This is a genomic window from Streptomyces sp. NPDC088354, assembly GCF_044753585.1.
Classification (GTDB): Bacteria; Actinomycetota; Actinomycetes; order Streptomycetales; family Streptomycetaceae; genus Actinacidiphila.
On sequence record NZ_JBIVNJ010000008.1, the window covers coordinates 168,857 to 187,417 of the forward strand.

15 protein-coding genes are annotated in these 18,561 nt (G+C 71.2%); 4 read left to right on the forward strand and 11 right to left on the reverse strand.

Annotation, left to right across the window (positions count from 1 at the left end):
* Window positions 1–29: 29 nt before the first annotated feature.
* The gene (locus tag ACIP98_RS15290) at window positions 30–188 is read right to left on the reverse strand and encodes a hypothetical protein (protein ID WP_018556595.1); all 159 of its coding nucleotides are present in this window, start codon (window positions 186–188) and stop codon (window positions 30–32) included.
* 143 nt (window positions 189–331) lie between these two features.
* On the opposite strand from ACIP98_RS15290, the gene ACIP98_RS15295 reads away from it, so the two are divergent.
* Entirely contained in the window at window positions 332–1,459 is a 1,128-nt protein-coding gene (locus tag ACIP98_RS15295) for a M48 family metallopeptidase (RefSeq protein WP_401976162.1), read from the forward strand.
* Here ACIP98_RS15295 and ACIP98_RS15300 read toward each other — a convergent pair.
* From ACIP98_RS15300 to proB, 5 genes are all read right to left on the reverse strand, one after another.
* Window positions 1,377–2,519: a hypothetical protein gene (locus tag ACIP98_RS15300; RefSeq protein WP_401976164.1), complete on the reverse strand. Its 1,143-nt coding sequence runs from the start codon at window positions 2,517–2,519 to the stop codon at window positions 1,377–1,379. The two genes, ACIP98_RS15295 and ACIP98_RS15300, sit on opposite strands and share 83 nt — an antisense overlap.
* Window positions 2,520–2,584: 65 nt before the next feature.
* Entirely contained in the window at window positions 2,585–3,073 is a 489-nt protein-coding gene (locus ACIP98_RS15305; protein ID WP_319664649.1) for a hypothetical protein, read from the reverse strand.
* Window positions 3,074–3,158: 85 nt separating this feature from the next.
* Window positions 3,159–4,484, reverse strand: a complete 1,326-nt coding sequence (locus ACIP98_RS15310; RefSeq protein ID WP_319664650.1) for a glutamate-5-semialdehyde dehydrogenase — start codon at window positions 4,482–4,484, stop codon at window positions 3,159–3,161.
* Window positions 4,485–4,551: 67 nt separating this feature from the next.
* On the reverse strand, window positions 4,552–5,037 hold the full coding sequence (locus ACIP98_RS15315) for a hypothetical protein (protein WP_319664651.1): 486 nt from the start codon (window positions 5,035–5,037) through the stop codon (window positions 4,552–4,554).
* Window positions 5,038–5,202: 165 nt separating this feature from the next.
* Window positions 5,203–6,306, reverse strand: coding sequence for a glutamate 5-kinase (gene proB / locus ACIP98_RS15320; protein WP_401976302.1), 1,104 nt, complete (start codon window positions 6,304–6,306; stop codon window positions 5,203–5,205).
* Window positions 6,307–6,932: 626 nt separating this feature from the next.
* Here proB and ACIP98_RS15325 point away from each other — a divergent pair.
* The 3 genes from ACIP98_RS15325 to ACIP98_RS15335 are packed head-to-tail and all read left to right on the forward strand — an operon-like array spanning window position 6,933 to window position 10,519.
* Window positions 6,933–8,729, forward strand: a complete 1,797-nt coding sequence (locus ACIP98_RS15325) for a CDP-glycerol glycerophosphotransferase family protein (protein WP_401976167.1) — start codon at window positions 6,933–6,935, stop codon at window positions 8,727–8,729.
* Window positions 8,730–8,732: 3 nt separating this feature from the next.
* The gene (locus ACIP98_RS15330; RefSeq protein ID WP_319664653.1) at window positions 8,733–9,449 is read left to right on the forward strand and encodes an IspD/TarI family cytidylyltransferase; all 717 of its coding nucleotides are present in this window, start codon (window positions 8,733–8,735) and stop codon (window positions 9,447–9,449) included.
* Window positions 9,446–10,519 (forward strand): NAD-dependent epimerase/dehydratase family protein, encoded by a 1,074-nt coding sequence (locus ACIP98_RS15335; protein WP_401976170.1) that lies wholly within the window; start codon window positions 9,446–9,448, stop codon window positions 10,517–10,519. The genes ACIP98_RS15330 and ACIP98_RS15335 overlap by 4 nt, the downstream gene beginning before the upstream one ends.
* Window positions 10,520–10,682: 163 nt before the next feature.
* Here ACIP98_RS15335 and ACIP98_RS15340 read toward each other — a convergent pair whose 3' ends face one another.
* The 5 genes from ACIP98_RS15340 to ACIP98_RS15360 form a co-directional block, all read right to left on the reverse strand.
* Window positions 10,683–11,501 (reverse strand): acyltransferase, encoded by an 819-nt coding sequence (locus ACIP98_RS15340; protein WP_401976172.1) that lies wholly within the window; start codon window positions 11,499–11,501, stop codon window positions 10,683–10,685.
* 465 nt (window positions 11,502–11,966) lie between these two features.
* Window positions 11,967–13,400: a GTPase ObgE gene (gene obgE / locus ACIP98_RS15345; RefSeq protein ID WP_401976175.1), complete on the reverse strand. Its 1,434-nt coding sequence runs from the start codon at window positions 13,398–13,400 to the stop codon at window positions 11,967–11,969.
* A gap of 123 nt (window positions 13,401–13,523) precedes the next feature.
* Window positions 13,524–13,778 (reverse strand): 50S ribosomal protein L27, encoded by a 255-nt coding sequence (gene rpmA, locus ACIP98_RS15350; protein ID WP_319664657.1) that lies wholly within the window; start codon window positions 13,776–13,778, stop codon window positions 13,524–13,526.
* 14 nt (window positions 13,779–13,792) lie between these two features.
* Complete coding sequence (gene rplU / locus ACIP98_RS15355; RefSeq protein ID WP_319664658.1) at window positions 13,793–14,113, reverse strand: 50S ribosomal protein L21; 321 nt, start codon at window positions 14,111–14,113, stop codon at window positions 13,793–13,795.
* A 233-nt stretch (window positions 14,114–14,346) separates the two neighbouring features.
* Complete coding sequence (locus ACIP98_RS15360) at window positions 14,347–18,513, reverse strand: Rne/Rng family ribonuclease (protein ID WP_401976179.1); 4,167 nt, start codon at window positions 18,511–18,513, stop codon at window positions 14,347–14,349.
* Window positions 18,514–18,561: the final 48 nt, after the last annotated feature.

The following is an 18,561-nucleotide window of genomic DNA, read 5'->3' on the forward strand; positions in this document are numbered from 1 at the left end:
AGACCCTACCCGCATCCCCGTCTGCGGCCTCAGCGGTCGCGGTTGAAACGGGTGGTGATGAAGAGCAGGAGCAGCAGCGCGAACAGGGCGCCGCCACCGGTGAGGTACGGGCTCAGGCTCTCGTGGTTGCCCCCGCCCTCACCCTCGGCGAGCGTGGTCAGGACGGCGGCGGTCGCGTAAGAGGTCATTCGCAGTTTCCCTTGGTGACGGTGCGTACTCTCGGCGGGCTTTGGGACTTGGGGGACATGGTACGGGCGGTGCGGACGGAACTTCGCGGTGGCTCCGCGCGTCCTCCCTGTGTATGGACGGCCGACCAGGGGAACGGGGAGACATGTCCGGTCCGAATGATCCGAACGGCGTGCAGGGCGGCACGGGGGGCGACGGCGACCGTCTGCCGGGGCGGAACCGGCGCCGGTTCCCGGGAATCTCCTCCCGGGCGTACGAGCACCCGGCCGACCGCTCGGCCCTGGTGGCGCTGCGCAAGCTCAGCGGCTTCGACACCGTCTTCAAGGCGCTCAGCGGGCTGCTCCCGGAGCGCTCGCTGCGACTGCTGTTCCTGTCGGACTCGGTCCGGGTCAGCGACGAGCAGTTCACCCACCTGAACGACATGCTGCGGGACGCCTGCTCCATCCTGGACCTGGAGACCGTCCCGGCCATGTACGTCACGCAGGACCCTCAGCCGAACGCGATGTGCATCGGGCTCGACGCGCCGATCATCGTCGTCACCACCGGCCTGGTGGAACTGCTGGACGAGGAGGAGATGCGGGCCGTGGTGGGCCACGAGGTGGGCCACGCGCTGTCCGGGCACTCCGTGTACCGCACCATCCTGCTCTTCCTCACCACCCTGGCCCTGCGGGTCGCCTGGATCCCGCTGGGCAACATCGCGATCATGGCGATCATCACGGCGCTGCGCGAGTGGTTCCGCAAGTCCGAGCTGTCCGCCGACCGCGCCGGTCTGCTCGTCGGCCAGGACCTCCAGGCGTCGATGCGCGGTCTGATGAAGATCGCCGGCGGCAACCACCTGCACGAGATGAACGTGGACGCGTTCTTGAAGCAGGCCGAGGAGTACGAGGAGTCCGGCGACCTGCGCGACTCCGTGCTCAAGATCCTCAACGTGCTGCCGCGCAGCCACCCCTTCACCACGGTGCGCGCCGCGGAGCTGAAGAAGTGGGCCGCGTCCCGCGACTACCAGCGCCTCATGGACGGCCACTACCCGCGGCGCAGCGAGGACAAGGACACCTCGGTGTACGACTCCTTCAAGGAGTCGGCGAACCATTACGCCGACACGGTGAAGACCAGCAAGGACCCGCTGATGAAGCTGCTGACCGACCTCGGTTCGGGCGCCGGCGACATCGGCGGCAAACTGCGGGACCGGTTCACCGGCGGAGCGGCACAGGGCTCCCAGGGGCCGCAGAACTCTCCGAAGGACGCGCCGCCGGACTCCCCTGCCGCGCAGTGACGCCCGGCCCGGCGAGCGACCCGGGGGCCAGCGCACCGCACACCGAGGTGATCTGGTGGCGGTGGTCGTACGGGTCGACGCCGGCCTGCGCCGCGGCCTTCTCCCCGGCCAGCAGCGGCTCGAAGCGCTCCGCCGGTCCGGACCCGCAGGACAGCGGTCCGGCCTCCACGTCGGCCTGGAGCAGCTCCACGTGCTGGTCGCGCAGGTCCTGGCGGTCGAAGCGGATGCGCAGCGCGCGCCGCACGGTGAACAGCGAGGGCTCGCCGTTCCCGACGGCCGCGCGCACGGCGTAGACCATGGTGTGGTCCGTCAGGACCTCCAGGGCGTCGTCGGCGGTCTCCATGACGGCCATGGTCCCGGCGACCCGCACCTGCTCGTCGGCCAGGGCGATGCGGGCCGGGTCCAGACGCACCAGCCAGCCCGTGGCGGCGTGCCGCCCGTCGTCGGCCGGGGCCGTCAGGCTGCGGTCGAACTGCACCCGCTGCCCGGGGTCCAGCATCTCCCGGACCGTCCTCACCTCGCCGCCGGTCAGGGCCGCGGGGTCGACGGCCGAGGCCCACAGGTACTCCTTGGCCAGGGTCAGCGCCTGCGTGACCTGGCTCTCGCTGAAGTGCGGGGTGCTGAACGGGGCCGGAAGGGTGAATCCCTCGCTGCCGGTCCGGTAACCGGCGGCCGCGCTGCCGGCGAAGGGGCGTGCGCGGTCCGCGGCGGGGACCGCGCCGGCCGGGGCGAGCGGGACCAGGGTGATCCGCAGCGGCTGGGCGACGGGCTCGGGAGCCTGCTCGTAGGGGTTGCGGATGCCGAGGTAGATGGCGGTGCCGAAGGCGACGGCGATCAGGACCACCAGGACCAGGGCCTGGCGCGTGGCCCCGCCCCGGGCCCAGAAGCGCCGGGTGCGGACCGCGCGGGTGGAACCGTCGAGGCGCTCGCGGGCCGAGTACTCCTGGATCCGGGCAGCGCGGACGAACGATTCGTCGAACACGACGGATCGGTACTCGTCGTCGCCGCTTCCCGGGGAGCCCTCGGGAATCCCCTCAGGTGGGTCACCAGGCCCGGTCATACAACAAGCGTAGGTCTGTCCGGGCTCTTTAAAACGTCCTGGTACGAGACAACTTCTCTCGGCCCTCAGGGCGTTGGGCTGACCACCAAGGGCGGCATCGAGGGCGCCCCGATACGGCCCGTCGGGGCAGGCGGGACGGCCGGCTGGCGGCTGCCTCCCCCGGCGCCCCGGTAGACGGCGGCGAACGTCAGCGCGACCACGCCGATGCCCATGACGACGGCCAGCAGCCAGGCCACCATGCGGTGCCAGCGGCCGTGTCCGCGGTAGGGGCGGCGCTGGGCGTAGAGCTCGTCGTACTCGTCGTCCTCCGCGGTGCGGTCCGTGCTCTCCTCGTACGGGGCGGAGCCGTCCTGGACGCCGAGGAGGCGGGCCCGGGAGGCCTCGGCCTCGGCCTGCGCGGTGGCGGCGGCGAGCATGCGCTCGTGGGCGCTGGGTTCGTGGAAGGCGGCCGCACGTATGAAGGCCTCGTCGAACACCACGGACGCGAATTCGTCATCCGCGCCACCGTGGTCCTCGCCGTCCGGGAACGGCTTGCCCCCCAGGTCGTCCGGCACCCGTCCAGAATAGGGCCGATGACGCGGATTGGGCAGGGCGCCGGGGAAAGTCCGCCCCGAAGTGGGTACGTCCCCCGGCCGGCCCTCAGCCCCGGGTCTGACCGTCGCCGGTGATGACGTACTTGGTCGAGGTCAGCTCCGGCAGGCCCATGGGGCCCCGGGCGTGCAGCTTCTGCGTGGAGATGCCGATCTCCGCGCCGAAGCCGAACTGCCCGCCGTCGGTGAAGCGCGTGGAGGCGTTCACGGCGACCGCGGCGGAATCCACCAACTGGGTGAACCTGCGGGCGGCGGGCTGCGATCCGGTGACGATCGCCTCGGTGTGCCCGGACGACCACAGCCGGATGTGCGCCACCGCGGCGTCCAGGGAGTCCACGACGGCCGCGGCGATGTCGTGGCTCAGGTACTCGGTCTCCCAGTCCTCCACGGTGGCCGGGACGACGGTCGCCCTGGTGCCGGACTTCCCGGCGATGTCACGGACACGCTCGTCGGCGTGCACGGTGACCCCGGCCGCGGCCAGCGCGTCCAGGGCGCGCGGCAGGAACTCGCCCGCGATGTCCTGGTGCACCAGGAGGGTCTCGGCGGAGTTGCAGACGCTGGGCCGCTGCGCCTTGGAGTTGACCAGGATGCGCACCGCCATGTCGAGGTCGGCCTGCGCGTCCACGTACACGTGGCAGTTGCCGGTGCCGGTCTCGATGACCGGGACCGTGGACTCCTCGACCACGGAGCGGATCAGTGAGGCGCCGCCGCGCGGGATGAGCACGTCGACCATGCCGCGGGCGCGCATCAGCTCGCGCACCGACTCCCGGCTCTCGCCCGGCACCAGCTGGATCGCGTCGGCCGGCAGCCCGGCCCCGCCGATCGCGTCGCGCAACACGGTGACCAGGGCGGTGTTGGAGTGGTACGCCGAGGAGGAACCGCGCAGCAGCACCGCGTTGCCGGACTTCAGGCACAGGGCGGCGGCGTCCACGGTGACGTTCGGACGGGCCTCGTAGATGATGCCGACGACGCCCAGCGGCACCCGGACCTGCCGCAGGTCGAGCCCGTTGGCCAGCGTGGAGCCGCGGACGACCTCGCCCACCGGGTCGGGCAGCCCGACCACGTCCCGCACGTCCGAGGAGATGGCGCGGACGCGCTCGGGGGTGAGGGTGAGCCGGTCGACGATGCCCTCGGCGGTGCCCGCGGCGCGGGCGCGTTCGACGTCGAGGGTGTTGGCCTCGACGATCTCCTTGGTGCGCACCAGGAGGGCGTCGGCGATCGCCAGCAACGCGTCGTCCTTGGCCGCGCGCGGCAGCGGCGCGAGGTCGGCGGCGGCGGACCGGGCGCGGTAGGCGGCCTGCAGGACCGGGGACGCCGGCCACGGCGAGGGCAGGGAGGCGGCGAGGTCGTCGTTGCGGTGGCTGCGGCTGCTCATAGCCGTCAGCGTACGGCGTGGGCACCCCCCTGGGGGGTGTCTTTCCAGCCGGTGAGACCCGGACGGTTCAGTACGGGTGCACGCCGACGGGCGCGGCGGGCGGCGGCCCGTAGCCCTCGGCGATGCGCTGGTGGTAGGTGTCGCGGTCGACGACCTCCAGGCCGACCGTCTCCCAGGGCGGCAGCTTCGCGGACGCCCGGTGCTCGCCCCACAGCCGCAGGGCCATGGCGGCGGCGTCGTGCAGGTCGCGGGCCTCCTCCCAGTACCGGATCTCGGCGTGGTCGGCCGCGTACCGGCTGGTCAGCAGGAAGGGGTGGTCGTTCGCCAGCTGCTCCAGGCCGCGCCGCACCTCCGCCAGCGGGGCCTCGGGGCCGGAGACGCTGAGCGTGACGTGCCACAGCCGGGACACGGGGCGCTCCTGCGGCGTCGACGGTGAGGGGACCTGCTGCGACGGCGCGTGGGTTCGCGGTACGCCCTCGTCGGCCGCCACGCTCACCAGTGTCCGCTCCGCCGTCCCGCGGGACGACGATGCCCCTGGGCGCCCTCGTCTCACCGGCGGCCTCCCTGTCGTCACCTGTCGTCCCTGTGGGTTCAGTGGGTCTCAGTGGGTCTCAGTGGTCCTGGCGGTCCCCGTCGAGTTCCTTCTCCGCAATCAAAGTTGAGCAGTCGGCGGGCGGCCGCGGGGCCGTTTTCACGAAGTAACCACGAAGGGGGCTGCCTACGGGTGCAGGAGTACGAGGTCGTCCCGGTGCACGACCTCCCGCTCGTAGGCGGGACCGAGCTCGCGGGCCAGCTCGCGGGTGGAGCGGCCGAGCAGCCGGGGCAGTTCCCTGGCGTCGAAGTTCACCAGTCCGCGCGCCACGGCACGCCCCGAGGCGTCGCGCAGCTCGACCGGGTCGCCGGCCGAGAACTCGCCCTCGACGGCCGCGATACCGGCCGGCAGCAGCGAGGTGCGGCGCTTGACGACGGCCTGGACGGCGCCGTCGTCGAGGATGAGCGCGCCGAGCGGGGTGGAGGCGTGGGCGAGCCACAGCAGGCGGTCGGCGGAGCGCTTGCCGGTGGGGTGGAAGAGGGTCCCGGTCGGCCGCCCGGCGAGGGCGTCGGCGGCCTGCGAGGCGGAGGTGAGCACGACGGGCATCCCGGCCCCGGCGGCGATCCGCGCGGCCTCGACCTTGGTCACCATGCCGCCGGTGCCGACGCCGGCCTTGCCGGCGCTGCCGATGGACACGCCGTCCAGGTCCCGCGGGCCGTGCACCTCGGCGATGCGGGAGGTGCCGGGGGTGCTCGGGTCGCCGTCGTAGAGCCCCTCGACGTCGGAGAGCAGCACCAGCAGGTCGGCCCGGACGAGGTGGGCGACCAGGGCCGCCAGGCGGTCGTTGTCGCCGAAGCGGATCTCGTCTGTGGCCACCGTGTCGTTCTCGTTCACGACGGGCACCGCGCCCATGGCGAGCAGCTGGTCCAGGGTGCGGTACGCGTTGCGGTAGTGCGCCCGGCGGCTCATGTCGTCGGAGGTGAGCAGCACCTGCCCGACGCGGACCCCGTAGCGGGCGAAGGAGGCGGTGTACCGGGCGACCAGCAGGCCCTGGCCCACGCTGGCGGCGGCCTGCTGCCGGGCGAGGTCCCGCGGGCGCCGGTCCAGGCCCAGGGGCGCCAGCCCGGCGGCGATGGCGCCGGAGGAGACCAGCACGATCTCCTTCTCCGCGCTGCCGAGACTCTTGGCGAGGACGTCGACGAGGGCGTCGACCCGGTCGGCGTCCAGTCCGCCCTCGGCGGTCAGCGACGAGGAACCCACCTTGACGACGATCCTGCGGGCCTCGCGCACGGCCTGGCTTGCCCCTGCCACTTCGCTGCCCGTCTCCTCGCGCCGGTCGGGTTGCACACTCGCGTCCACGTGCCGAATCTACGGGAAGTCGGCGTGCCCACCGCGCATGCGTCCAGCACACGGACTGCTCTCGTCCGCTCGGTACCTCCCGCGCTCCACCGGACTCCCCGCAGCGCTGCCGGAGTCCAATGTCGCGCCGTGCCCGCGGAGTTGCTCCGCGGGGCCCGGCGGCGACTGCCGGGAGGCCGGAGGGGGCCCGGCGTCCTGCGCCGGTGGCACGAGCCGGAGGGGGCGCTACCGGGCGAGGACCCGCAATCGCTCCGCCGGGTCCGCGGGATCGCTCCCGCGCCCATGGCGCTCCGCTCGCCATTCGCCCCGGCACTCCGGTGATGACACCCGCCGCCGGCTCCAAGCGGCCCGGGCCCCGGCGAAACCGGGTTTATCGCTACAGCCGGGCTGTCGGAGTACTATTCGGGCATTAGCCTGTGGAACGCAGCCGCTTCAAGCGGCGCCGGAGAGTCAGAAAGCCCCGCGAGGCCTTCGACGGTGTTGCTCAACCCCTCGCTCCGGGGCCGGTGGCGCTCGTCACGACTTAGGGGAGCCCTGAGTCAGTAGGCTATGCTCCCATGGTCGCCCTACCCGGCGCACGCATGCCTCACGGCCGTCGCGCGGGTCTCATGATTGCGCGACGGTTCACGGACGGAAGGATGACGATGGCACGTTGCTTGATAGCGGCGATTTCGTGGGAGCGCATACACCTTTCTCTCACCGCGGTCGTCTCTGGCTTCACTGGAGATCCTAGTGCTCTCCGTTTCCTGATTGTGGACGGTGAGCGAGAGTTCCCGGTGAATTCTCGGCAAACAGGCGCCGAACAGCATCGCCTGGAGATCAACGTCACCAACTTCCAGGACCGCCGCCAGGTACCCAACGGCACCTGGCGGATCGTTCCCGTGATCGGTGAGGAACGACTGCCGGCCGCCGGCTTCGACCTCAAGGCCACGGATCGCCTTGACGTGGACTCCCGCACCTTCCTCTACGACCGCAACCGCTCCGCGTACGTGATCGCGTTCGGGCTCTCGGACGACGACGAGAACCCCGAGTTCCTGATGCGGACGTACCAGCTGTTCCGCAGCGCCGGGCCGAGCGCCAACAAGGACGCCCCGAAGGCACCGCTTCGCAAGCGACTCGGGCTGCGGGTCCTGCCGCGCGCCCGGCGCCGCAAGCTCGCCAATCAGGTCTATTCCCTCTCGCGCCGCCTGAACCCCCCGCGTGGCAACCGGATCCTGTTCGCCTCCGAAATGCGCACCGGCCTCGGCGGCAACCTGGCGCGCGTTCACGACCGGATGATCGAGCGGGGCCTGGACAAGAAGTACTCGTTCCGCCACTCCTTCCGGGTTCCCAGCACCGCGAACAAGTGGAGCACGCTGCGCCTGATCTACCTGCTCGCGACGTCGGACACCGTCCTGATGGACGACTACTTCGGGCTCCTCGCGCAGCTGGGCATTTCCCCGAAGACCAAAATCATCCAGCTCTGGCACGCCGGAAGCGGGTTCAAGTCGGTCGGCTACAGCCGGTTCGGACGTTATGGCTCCCCGAAGCTGACCAACGCCCACCGCAAGTACACCTACGTGATCACCGGATCCAAGCACCTTGTGCCGGTGTACGCCGAAGCATTCGGCATCGAGGAATCGGCGGTCGTGCCGACCGGGCTGCCGCGAATAGACACGTTCCTCGACAAGGACCACTCCCGCAAGGTCGTCGAGGATTTCTTCGTCGCCAACCCGAAGCTCAAGGGCAAGAAGATCGTGCTGTTCGCGCCGACCTTCCGCGGGAAGAGCATCGGCGACGCTCATTATGATTACGACCGCATCGACTTCGCGAAGCTGCACGAGGTCTGCGGGGACAAGTTCGTCGTGCTCTTCCGCATGCACCACTTCATTCCGGGCTCCGTACCGATTCCCGCGGAATACTCCGACCGGCTGCTGGACTTCGCGTCGTTCCCGGACACCAATGACCTGCTGCAGGTCACCGACGTGCTCGTCACCGACTACTCGTCCATCATCTACGAGTACACGCTGCTCGACAGGCCGATCCTGTTCTACGCGTACGACAAGGACACCTATTCGGTGATCCGCGGATTCCACCGCGACTACGACTCCGTCGCGCCCGGCAAGATCTGCGTGACCTTCGACGATCTGCTCAAGGCCCTGCAGGACGAGGACTACGACCTCTCGAAGGTCGAGCAGTTCCGGCAGGAGAACTTCGACTACGTCGACACCAACTCGGCGGACCGGGTGATCGACTGGCTGGTGATCGGCGATCGCGCCACCGGGGACGAGGGCGGGGACCACCGGTGGCTCGATCTGACCCCGGACGACACGGCAGTGGGCGACCAGCCACTCAGTGACCAATCGGAGGCATGAGCTGTGAACGTTGCGTTGCTTTTCGCCGGCGGCATCGGGTCGAGGATGAACTCCCGTGCCCTCCCCAAGCAGTTCCTGGAGATCCACGGCAAGCCGATCATCATCCACACCCTCGAGCACTTCGAGGCGCACCCCGACATCGACGCCATCGCCATCGCCATCCTTCCCGAGTACCGCCCGCACATGATGAAGCTGCTCAAGCGGTACGAGATCGAGAAGGTCCGGTGGGTCATCGACGGCGGCAAGACCGGTCAGGAGTCCCGCCACAGCGCTCTCAAGGCGGTCGCCGCGGACTGCCCCGAGGACACCGTGGTGCTGATTCACGACGGTGTGCGGCCGCTGATCGACGCGAAGCTGATCACCGCCAACATCGAGACCGTCAAGGAGCACGGCTCCGCCATCACCTGCACGAAGTTCAACGAGACCGTGGTGTCGAGCGAGAACGAGCACATCGACGATGTGATCCCGCGCGACCACATCTACGCCGCGCAGGCCCCGCAGAGCTTCCGGCTCGGCCAGATCCTCGGGCTGTACGACCGGGCGGTCGCCGAGGGCGAGCACGACACCATCGACTCGTGCTCCCTCATGCACCGGTACGGTCAGAAGCTCTACCGGGTGGTCGGCCCCCGCTCGAACATAAAGATCACGACGGCCGAGGACTTCTACCTCTGCCGGACCTTCTTCGAGATCATCGAGAACCAGCAGATCGTAGGTACGTGACTCCAGTGACCACCGTCTCCAGTTCGGTCGTGGCGCACGACCTCGACGAGATCCTCGACCGCGACCTGCCGTGGAACGAGCTGTCCGGCTGCACCGTGCTCGTCACCGGCGCGAGCGGCATGCTGCCCTCCTACGCCGTCTACACCCTGCTCGCGCTGAACGACAGGCTCGGGCTGGGCATCACCGTGCACGGTCTGGTGCGGAACGAGGAGAAGGCCAGGCGCCTGCTCGCGGACGTGCTCGACCGCCCCGACTTCCGCCTCGTCGTCCAGGACGTGTCGACCCCGCTCGAACTGTCCGGCCCCGTCGACTACGTGATCCACGGGGCGAGCGCCGCACGGCCCGCCCTGCACGGCAGCCAGCCGGTCGCGACGATCCAGGCCAACCTCCTGGGCGCCTTCCATCTGCTCGACCTGTGCGTGGCGAAGGCCAGCCGCGGTTTCGTGCTGATGTCCTCTGCCGAGGTGTACGGAGCCCAGCCTCCGGAGACCGAGCTCATCGACGAGCAGAGTTACGGCGGTTTCGACATCCTCAACCCGCGCGCCTGCTACGCCGAGGGCAAGCGCGCCGCGGAGACGATCTGCGCGAGCTACCAGGCTCAGCACGGCATCGACTGCCGTGTCGTCAGGTTCGGGCACATCTACGGGCCCGGGATGGGGCTCGACGACGGGCGGGTGCAGGCCGACTTCGCGGCGAACGTGGTGGCCGGCAAGGACATCGTGCTCAACAGCGACGGTTCGGGCGTGCGCACCTACACGTACGTGGCCGACGCCATCGCCGGGATGTTCTACGCGCTGCTCCGCGGTGACCAGACGGCCTACAACGTCGCGGATCCGGCCGGGCTGGTCTCCATCCGGCGCCTGGCGGAACTGTTCACCGAGGTCCGGCCGGACCGTGGACTCCAGTTGCGGTTCAGCAACGAGTCCGACGCGCGGTCCTACAGCCTGACCAAGAAGCAGGGACTGGACAGCGCGCGGCTGGCGGCCCTCGGCTGGAGCCCGGTGGTCGACCTGCCGGTCGGGCTGAACCGCATGGTGACGCATCTGGAGTCGACGGTCGGGACGCTCTAGCGAACTCCGCACCCACCGGGCTGGGAACGAGAACCGCCCGGCAGCAGATCGCCTCGGCACGAACCTTCGTTCGTGCCGAGGCGATCTGCTGCCGGGCCGATGTCATGCGGCATCCGGAAACCCGGTGCCGGACGGCCGCCGCGACCGGCGGCCGACGGTCGCGTCAGACCTTTCGCGACGGGAGCAGTTTGCGGGCCAGTCGCCGTACCGGTGCCGGCAGACGTCGGGCCAATCGCCGCTGCGGCGCCTCGGCCCGCGGCCGCACCACCGGCTTCTCCGGGACCGCCGTCTCATCGGTGAGGTTCCAGTACTTCGGGGATTTCTCGCCCTTGCGCGGATACTGCTCGTTCGGGCGGCGCGGCACGACCTCGGGACGCTCCCAGGCGATGTCCTTCCGCACCACGCGCGCCGGTGCCCCGACCGCGATGCAGTTGTTCGGAATGGACGAGGTGACGATGCTGCGGAAGCCGATCACCGAGCCGTTGCCGATGGTGACACCGCCCATCACGACCGCGTGCTTCGCGATCCAGACGTGTTCGCCCACGACAATCGACTGGGACGGGTTCACGCGCTTCTCGGTGCGCACGTCGAAAATCGGGTGGGTGTCGTCGCCGCGCACCTCGATGTTCTTCGCGAACATCACGTCGTCACCGATCGACACCGACACGCCTTCGACCGCGGAGATGAAGGTGCGGCCGGCGCAGCCCACGTTCTCGCCGATCCAGATCCGGGACTCGTGTCCGCAGCGCAACTCGAAGCGGAGACCCGCGCGCTTCTTGGTGGTCGAACCTATTTCGATCCGCCCGTTGTCTCCCGAGAAGGTGACGAGCAGGTCCCTGATGTCGGCGTCGGCGCTGATGACAAGTGTGTTGTTCGATCCCTTGAACCGGATATCGATCTTGTCTTCGCGTATCTCGCCGTCGTAGACGATCTCATTTCCCTGATCGTCCTTGTAACGCTCGAGCTTGTGCAGTTGCAGCATCGTATCTGAGGGTATGCGCTCGACCGGGTCAGGGTCGGACCAGCCCCTCACACCTCCGTTCCGGCCTGCGTGTTTCCGCTTAAGCTATCAGATGACTCTATCTCTGAGCAGTCGCCTGAACGACCTGGTTTCCGATCACGACATCGGCTCCGGGATCGAAAGCATTTAGCGCCATATGGCTCGGGTCCAACGTGGTCCAAGCGTTTTGTCCACGGGAGTTGGTGAAGCGGGTCCCGGTGAAGGATCTCGAAAAGAGTGAGAACTTCTGACGCAGTATGGATTGCGGCATTGCGCGACCCGACGGAAAGTCCCTTGTACCCCGTCACGGCAAAACGATGCACCCTGATCCGGGATCCGTGCCCTCGATCGGCCTGTCCGCGTACTCGGCGACTCCGCAAAGTTCTCCGCCGAGTACGCGGACCGCTGTCAGCGCGGTCAGCGCTGTCAGCCGGCTCTGGAACGGCTCTAGAACGGCTCGAAGCCGTGGTACTTGCGCTCCGCCTCGTCCCGTTCCGCATTGCGGTCGTGGCGCCGCTGCGCGGCCGGCCGCGGTGCGTCGAAGCGGTGGTCCTCGCCGCGGCGGCCGAGCATCTCGGCCCCGGCGGCCATGGTGGGCTCCCAGTCGAAGACGACCGCGTCCTCGGTGCTGCCGATGACGACCTCGTCGCCCTGGCGGGCACCGGCCTTGACGAGCTGCTCCTCGACCCCGAGGCGGGCGAGCCGGTCGGCGAGGTAGCCGACGGCCTCGTCGTTGGAGAAGTCGGTCTGGCGCACCCAGCGTTCGGGCTTCTCGCCCAGGACCCGGTAGAAGCCGTCCTCGGCGACGACGGTGAAGCCGGCGTCGTCCACGGCCTTGGGCCGGATGACGACGCGGGTGGCCTCCTCGACCGGCTTGGCCGCCCGTGCCTCGGCGACGATGCCGGCAAGGGCGTACGACAGCTCCCGCAGGCCCTTGTGGGCGACGGCGGAGACCTCGAAGACCTGGTAGCCGCGGGACTCCAGCTCGGGGCGGACCATGTCGGCCAGGTCCTGACCGTCGGGGACGTCCACCTTGTTGAGCACGACGACCCGCGGCCGGTCGCCCAGACCGCCGTACGCCTTGAGCTCCTCCTCGATCGTGTCGAGGTCGGAGACCGGGTCGCGCTCGGACTCCAGCGTGGCGGTGTCCAGGACGTGGACGAGGACGCTGCAGCGCTCGACGTGCCGCAGGAACTCCAGCCCCAGGCCGCGGCCCTGGCTCGCACCGGGGATCAGGCCGGGGACGTCCGCGATGGTGTAGACGGTGGATCCGGCGGTGACCACGCCCAGGTTGGGCACGAGGGTGGTGAACGGGTAGTCCGCGATCTTCGGCTTGGCGGCCGACAGGACGGAGATGAGCGAGGACTTGCCCGCGCTCGGGTAGCCGACCAGCGCCACGTCGGCGACGGTCTTGAGCTCCAGGACGATGTCCTGGTTCCTGCCCGGCTCGCCCAGCAGCGCGAAGCCGGGCGCCTTGCGGCGGGCGGAGGCCAGCGCCGCGTTGCCGAGGCCGCCGCGGCCGCCCTGGCCGGCGACGAAGGTGGTGCCGTGGCCGACGAGGTCGGCGAGCACATTGCCCTGCTTGTCCAGGACGACGGTACCGTTCGGCACCGGCAGGATCAGGTCCGTGCCGTCCTTGCCGGAGCGGTTGCCGCCCTCGCCGGGCTTGCCGTTGGTCGCCTTGCGATGGGGGCTGTGGTGGTAGTCGATGAGCGTGGTGACCGCCTGGTCGACGACCAGCATCACGTCACCGCCCCGCCCGCCGTTGCCACCGTCGGGGCCGCCCAGCGGTTTGAATTTCTCCCGGTGCACGGAGGCGCAGCCATGGCCCCCGTTACCCGCGGCGACGTGCAGCTCGACGCGGTCCACGAAGGTTGTCATGCCGTCTTCCTCCTCAACGTGCTGTTATGTGCTGATACCAGTGGTGCAACGCGCCGAGGGCGGACCTGCTTCCCGCCCGGGAAGCAGCGTCCGCCCTCGGTGATGTCGTACGCGTGCGATCGCTCAGGCGACCGGGACGACGTTCACGACCTTGCGACCACGGCTGGTGCCGAACTCGACCGCACCGGCGGCGAGGGCGAACAGCGTGTCGTCCTTGCCACGGCCGACGCCCGCGCCGGGGTGGAAGTGCGTGCCGCGCTGGCGGATGATGATCTCACCGGCGTTCACGACCTGGCCGCCGAAGCGCTTGACGCCGAGCCGCTGGGCATTGGAGTCGCGACCGTTCCGAGTGGACGATGCGCCCTTCTTGTGTGCCATCTCTCTTCAGTCCCTTACTTCGCAGCGGCGGGGATGCCGGTGATCTTCAGCGCCGTGTACTGCTGGCGGTGACCCTGACGACGGCGGTAGCCGGTCTTGTTCTTGTACCGCAGGATGTCGATCTTCTGGCCCTTGTGGTGGTCCACGATCTCGGCCTGGACCTTGATCCCGGCCAGAACCCACGGGTCGCTGGTGACGGCCTCGCCGTCGACCACGAGCAGGGTCGAGAGCTCGACCGCGTCGCCCACCTTGCCCGTGGAAATCTTGTCAACCTCAACGATGTCGCCGACGGCCACCTTGTGCTGGCGGCCACCGCTGCGCACGATTGCGTACACGCGGAACTCACTCTCTCGCTCGGATCGTCACTCCTGACGCCAGCCGTCCCTGCGGAGCGTGGGGGGCCTCTCCCGGCCGGAGCCGGGAGGGAGGTGCTCAGGAATGGGCGCTAAAACGCCGAAGGTCAAGGTTACGGGGCGCCCCCGATGGGGTCAAACCGGGATGCGCATCGCGGGGGACGCGCCGCGGGCCGCCCCCCGGTGGGGGACGGCCCGCGTGCGGTGACCCTGGGTCAGGACGCCTCGGTGGGCGCCTCGGCCGTGGCCTTGGCGGCGGTCTTCTTCGCCGCCGTCTTCTTGGCCGCGGTCTTCTTCGCGACCGTCTTCTTCGCGGCGGCCTTCTTGGCCGGGGCCTTCTTGGCCGCGGTCTTGCGCGGGGCCCGCTTCTTGGGCTCCGCCTCGGCCGCGTCCTCCGCCGGTTCCGCGGTCGCGTCCGCCGGCTGCGCGTCGGTGGCCGGGATGACCACCACAGCGGCCTCGGCGTCGGCGCTGGGCGGCCCGGAGGGGGCGGACACCTTGCGCGTGGCACGGCGGCGCGGCGCGGGCGGCGCGACCTCGGCGGTCTCCGCGACGGGCTCCGGCTCGGCGGCGGGGGCCTGCTCGGCGACCGGCTCGGCGGCGGCCGGGACGACCACCGTCTCCGCCTCGCCGGCCGGGGCGCTGGGCGCACTGACCTTGCGGGTCGCCCGGCGCCGGGTACGGGCCGGGGGCGCCGGCTCCGCGACGGCCTCCTGGCCCGGCTCCGCCGCCACGACCGCCGGGGCCTGCTCGGCGACCGCGGCCGCCTCCGCCGCCTGCGGCTCGGTGGCCGGGGCCGCGGCCGGAACGACCGTGACGACCTCCGCCGTGGCGTCGGGCGAACTCACCAGGGCGGTGACCCGCCGCGACGCGCGACGGCGGGACCGCCGGCCGGCCGCCGCCTCGGCCTCCGCCGGGCTGCTGAACCACTCGTCGTCCGCGCCCATCGCGGGCACCAGGTCGGCCTCGGTGACCGCGGCCGGCTCCAACTCCGGGAGTTCCTCGGTCTCGTCGGCCTCGGCCTCGATGACACCGGCCGCCTCCGCGGCCGCCGGCTCCTCGCCGCCACCGCGACGGCGCTTGCGCTTGCCGCCGCCGCCGACCGCCGTGGCCTGGTCCATGTGCACGATGACGCCGCGTCCGTTGCAGTGCACGCAGGTCTCGGAGAACGACTCCAGCAGGCCCTGGCCGACCCGCTTGCGGGTCATCTGCACCAGGCCCAGCGAAGTGACCTCGGCCACCTGGTGCTTGGTGCGGTCCCGGCCCAGGCACTCCAGCAGACGGCGCATGACCAGGTCGCGGTTGGACTCCAGCACCATGTCGATGAAGTCGATCACGATGATGCCGCCCAGGTCGCGCAGCCGCAGCTGACGCACGATCTCCTCGGCCGCCTCCAGGTTGTTCCTGGTGACCGTCTCCTCCAGGTTGCCGCCCTGGCCGGTGAACTTGCCGGTGTTGACGTCGATGACCACCATCGCCTCGGTCCGGTCGATCACCAGCGAACCGCCGCTCGGCAGCCAGACCTTGCGGTCCAGCGCCTTCAGCAGCTGCTCGTCGATCCGGTACGTGGCGAACACGTCGACCTCGGAGCTCCAGCGGCTCAGCCGGTCGCCGAGGTCCGGCGCGACGTTCGTGACGTAGTCGTGGATGGTCTCCCACGCGGTGTCGCCGCTGACGATGACCTTGGTGAAGTCCTCGTTGAAGATGTCGCGGACGACCCGGACGGTCATGTCCGGCTCGCCGTACAGCAGCGACGGCGCGTTGCCGGTCTTGGCCCGCTTCTGGATGTCCTCCCACTGCGACTGCAGCCGCTCGACGTCGCGGCGCAGCTCGTCCTCGCTCGCGCCCTCGGCGGCGGTGCGCACGATGACGCCCGCGTCCTCGGGGACGATCTTCTTGAGGATCTGCTTCAGCCGGGCGCGCTCGGTGTCGGGCAGCTTGCGGCTGATGCCGGTCATCGAGCCCTCGGGCACGTAGACCAGGTAGCGGCCGGGCAGCGAGACCTGACTGGTCAGGCGGGCGCCCTTGTGGCCGATCGGGTCCTTGGTGACCTGCACCAGGACCGGCTGGCCCGACTTCAGGGCCGCCTCGATACGGCGCGGGCCGCCTGCCATGCCCAGCGCCTCGAAGTTGACCTCACCGGCGTACAGCACCGCGTTGCGGCCCTTGCCGATGTCGACGAACGCGGCCTCCATGGACGGCAGCACGTTCTGGACCTTGCCCAGGTAGACGTTGCCGACGTAGGAGGTGGCCTGCTCCTTGTTGACGTAGTGCTCGACGAGCACGCCGTCCTCCAGGACGCCGATCTGCGTCCGGTCGCCGTTCTCGCGCACGACCATGACGCGCTCCACCGCCTCGCGGCGGGCCAGGAACTCGGCCTCGGTGATGATCGGCACCCGGCGGCGGCCCTGCTCGCGGCCCTCCCGGCGGCGCTGCTTCTTGGCCTCCAGACGCGTGGAGCCCTTGATGGACTGCACCTCGTCGACCGGCTCGGCCGCCCTGCGGGGCTCACGGATCTTGACGACCGTGCGCTCGGGGGCGTCCTCGCCCAGGGTCTCCTCGCCCGGGCCGTCACCGCCGCGACGGCGACGGCGCCGGCGACGGCGGCTGCTCGTGCTGTCGCCGGTGTGGTCCTCGTCGTCCTCGGCGTCCTCGTCGGCCTCGTCGTCCTCACCGGCGGCGGCCTCGTCGCCCTCGGCGACCTCGCCGCGACGGCGGCGGCGGCCACCGCGACGACGGCGGCGCGACGGACGGTCGCCCTCGTGGTCGTCGTCCGCCTCGTGCTCGTCGGCCTCCGCGTCGGCGTCGTCGTGAGCGTCGTGCTCGTGCTCGTCGGCGGGCTCCTCGGCGATCTCGCCGCGGTGCGTGTCGCCGGTCTCGGTCACGACCGCCTCGGCGGGCTCGCCCCGGCGGCGACGGCGACGACGGCGGCCGGCGCTCTCGGCGACGGGGAACTCGTCGGCGTCGTGCCCCTCGGCGGAGTCGCTCTCGGGCTCGTCCTCGTGCTCGGCGGGCTGCTCGGCCTGCGGCCGCTCCAGCGGCGCGACACCGGGGGCCTGGAACACCGGCGCCTGGAACACCGCCATCGGCGGGCGGGTCGCGCGGCGGCGGCCCCGCGACGGCGCGGGCGCCTCCTCGACGGCGGGCTCCTCGGCCACGGGCTCCACGGCCGACGGCCGCTCGGCGGCACGCACCTCGCTCTGTACCTCGACGACGACGCTGCCCGCGGGCACGCCGAAGGCCTCCGCCACGGCCTCGACGGCCTTGGCGCGCGCCTCCTCGACAGTGTCGCCGTACCCGCGGATCTCGTACGCGTCCTCGACCTCGACGGCCCAGCCGGACCCGTCCTGGATGGCCTTGGCCGTGTAGCTGCGACGCTGCGGGGCGGCGGCGGGGGCCTCGGAGGCCTCCGCCTGCGCGGTCGCCGCCTCCTCCTCACGCGGCGCGAGCGCGCCCGGCTTGAGGCGGCGCGAGCCGTCGTCGGCCGCGAGGAACGACGCGGCCGGTGCGGCACGCTTGCGGCTGCGGCGCGCCTTGGGCTGCTCCGCCTCCTGGGTCTTCCCCGCCTTCTCGGCCCTGCCGCGCCGGCTGCCCGCCGGCTCCTGCAGCGCCTTGGCGGGTGCGTCCGCGGCGGCCGCGATCTCCGCGGGAGCCGGGGAGGCGTCCGCGGCCGGCTCGGCGACCGGCTCGGGGCTGGCCACCTTCCGGGTCGCACGACGCCGTGTGCGCGCCGGGGCGGCGGACGCCTCGGCCTGCTCCGCCGCAGGCGGGGTCTCCGCGTGCAGCGGCAGGTCCGCCTGAAGTTCCTTGGCCTGCGTGTCGGCGGCCTCGGCGGGCGCCTCGGCCGCGACCGGCTCGGGGCTGGCCACCTTCCGGGTCGCACGACGCCGCGCACGGGGCGGGGCCGCGGACGGCTCGACCTGCTCCGCCGCCGGGGTCCCGGCCGCGGGCGCGGTCTGCGGGGCGGTGTCCTCGGAGGCCTCGGCGGTCTGCGCCGGTGCGGCCGTCTTGCGCGTGGCGCGACGGCGGGCCGGGGCCGGGGCGGTCTCCGCCGCGGCTTCCGGCGTCACATCGCCCGGCGCGGTCTCTTCCGGCCGGCTCTCCGGCGCGACGGCCTTGCGCGTCGCCCTGCGGCGGGTGCGTGCGGGTGCGGCCTCGGTGTCGGCGGGGGCCTCGGCCGGTATGGCCGGAGTCCCGGCAGGCGTGTCGGCCGCCTCGGGGGCGTCCACGGCACCGGCGGGCGGACCCGCGGGCCGTGAGGCCGCGCGGCGCCGGCGGCGCGGAGCGGCCGTCGCCTCGCTGTCGGTGCCACCGGTGCCACCGGTGGCAGTTCCAGGGGCGCCGTTCTCGGGCGCCTCGTTCGGCTCGTTGTTCTCGAGCATGCGGGCATTTCTCCCGTCACGCTCCCGGGCGCCGCGCCCTGATCCGGT

Bases quoted from the DNA above. Each gene is read 5' to 3' on its own strand.
- ACIP98_RS15290 (WP_018556595.1), bottom strand. From the start codon at position 188: ATGACCTCTTACGCGACCGCCGCCGTCCTGACCACGCTCGCCGAGGGT.
- obgE (WP_401976175.1), bottom strand. From the start codon at position 13,400: ATGACAACCTTCGTGGACCGCGTCGAGCTGCACGTCGCCGCGGGTAAC.
- ACIP98_RS15340 (WP_401976172.1), bottom strand. From the start codon at position 11,501: ATGCTGCAACTGCACAAGCTCGAGCGTTACAAGGACGATCAGGGAAAT.
- ACIP98_RS15295 (WP_401976162.1), top strand. From the start codon at position 332: ATGTCCGGTCCGAATGATCCGAACGGCGTGCAGGGCGGCACGGGGGGC.
- ACIP98_RS15310 (WP_319664650.1), bottom strand. From the start codon at position 4,484: ATGAGCAGCCGCAGCCACCGCAACGACGACCTCGCCGCCTCCCTGCCC.
- ACIP98_RS15360 (WP_401976179.1), bottom strand. From the start codon at position 18,513: ATGCTCGAGAACAACGAGCCGAACGAGGCGCCCGAGAACGGCGCCCCT.
- rpmA (WP_319664657.1), bottom strand. From the start codon at position 13,778: ATGGCACACAAGAAGGGCGCATCGTCCACTCGGAACGGTCGCGACTCC.
- ACIP98_RS15300 (WP_401976164.1), bottom strand. From the start codon at position 2,519: ATGACCGGGCCTGGTGACCCACCTGAGGGGATTCCCGAGGGCTCCCCG.
- ACIP98_RS15325 (WP_401976167.1), top strand. From the start codon at position 6,933: ATGGTCGCCCTACCCGGCGCACGCATGCCTCACGGCCGTCGCGCGGGT.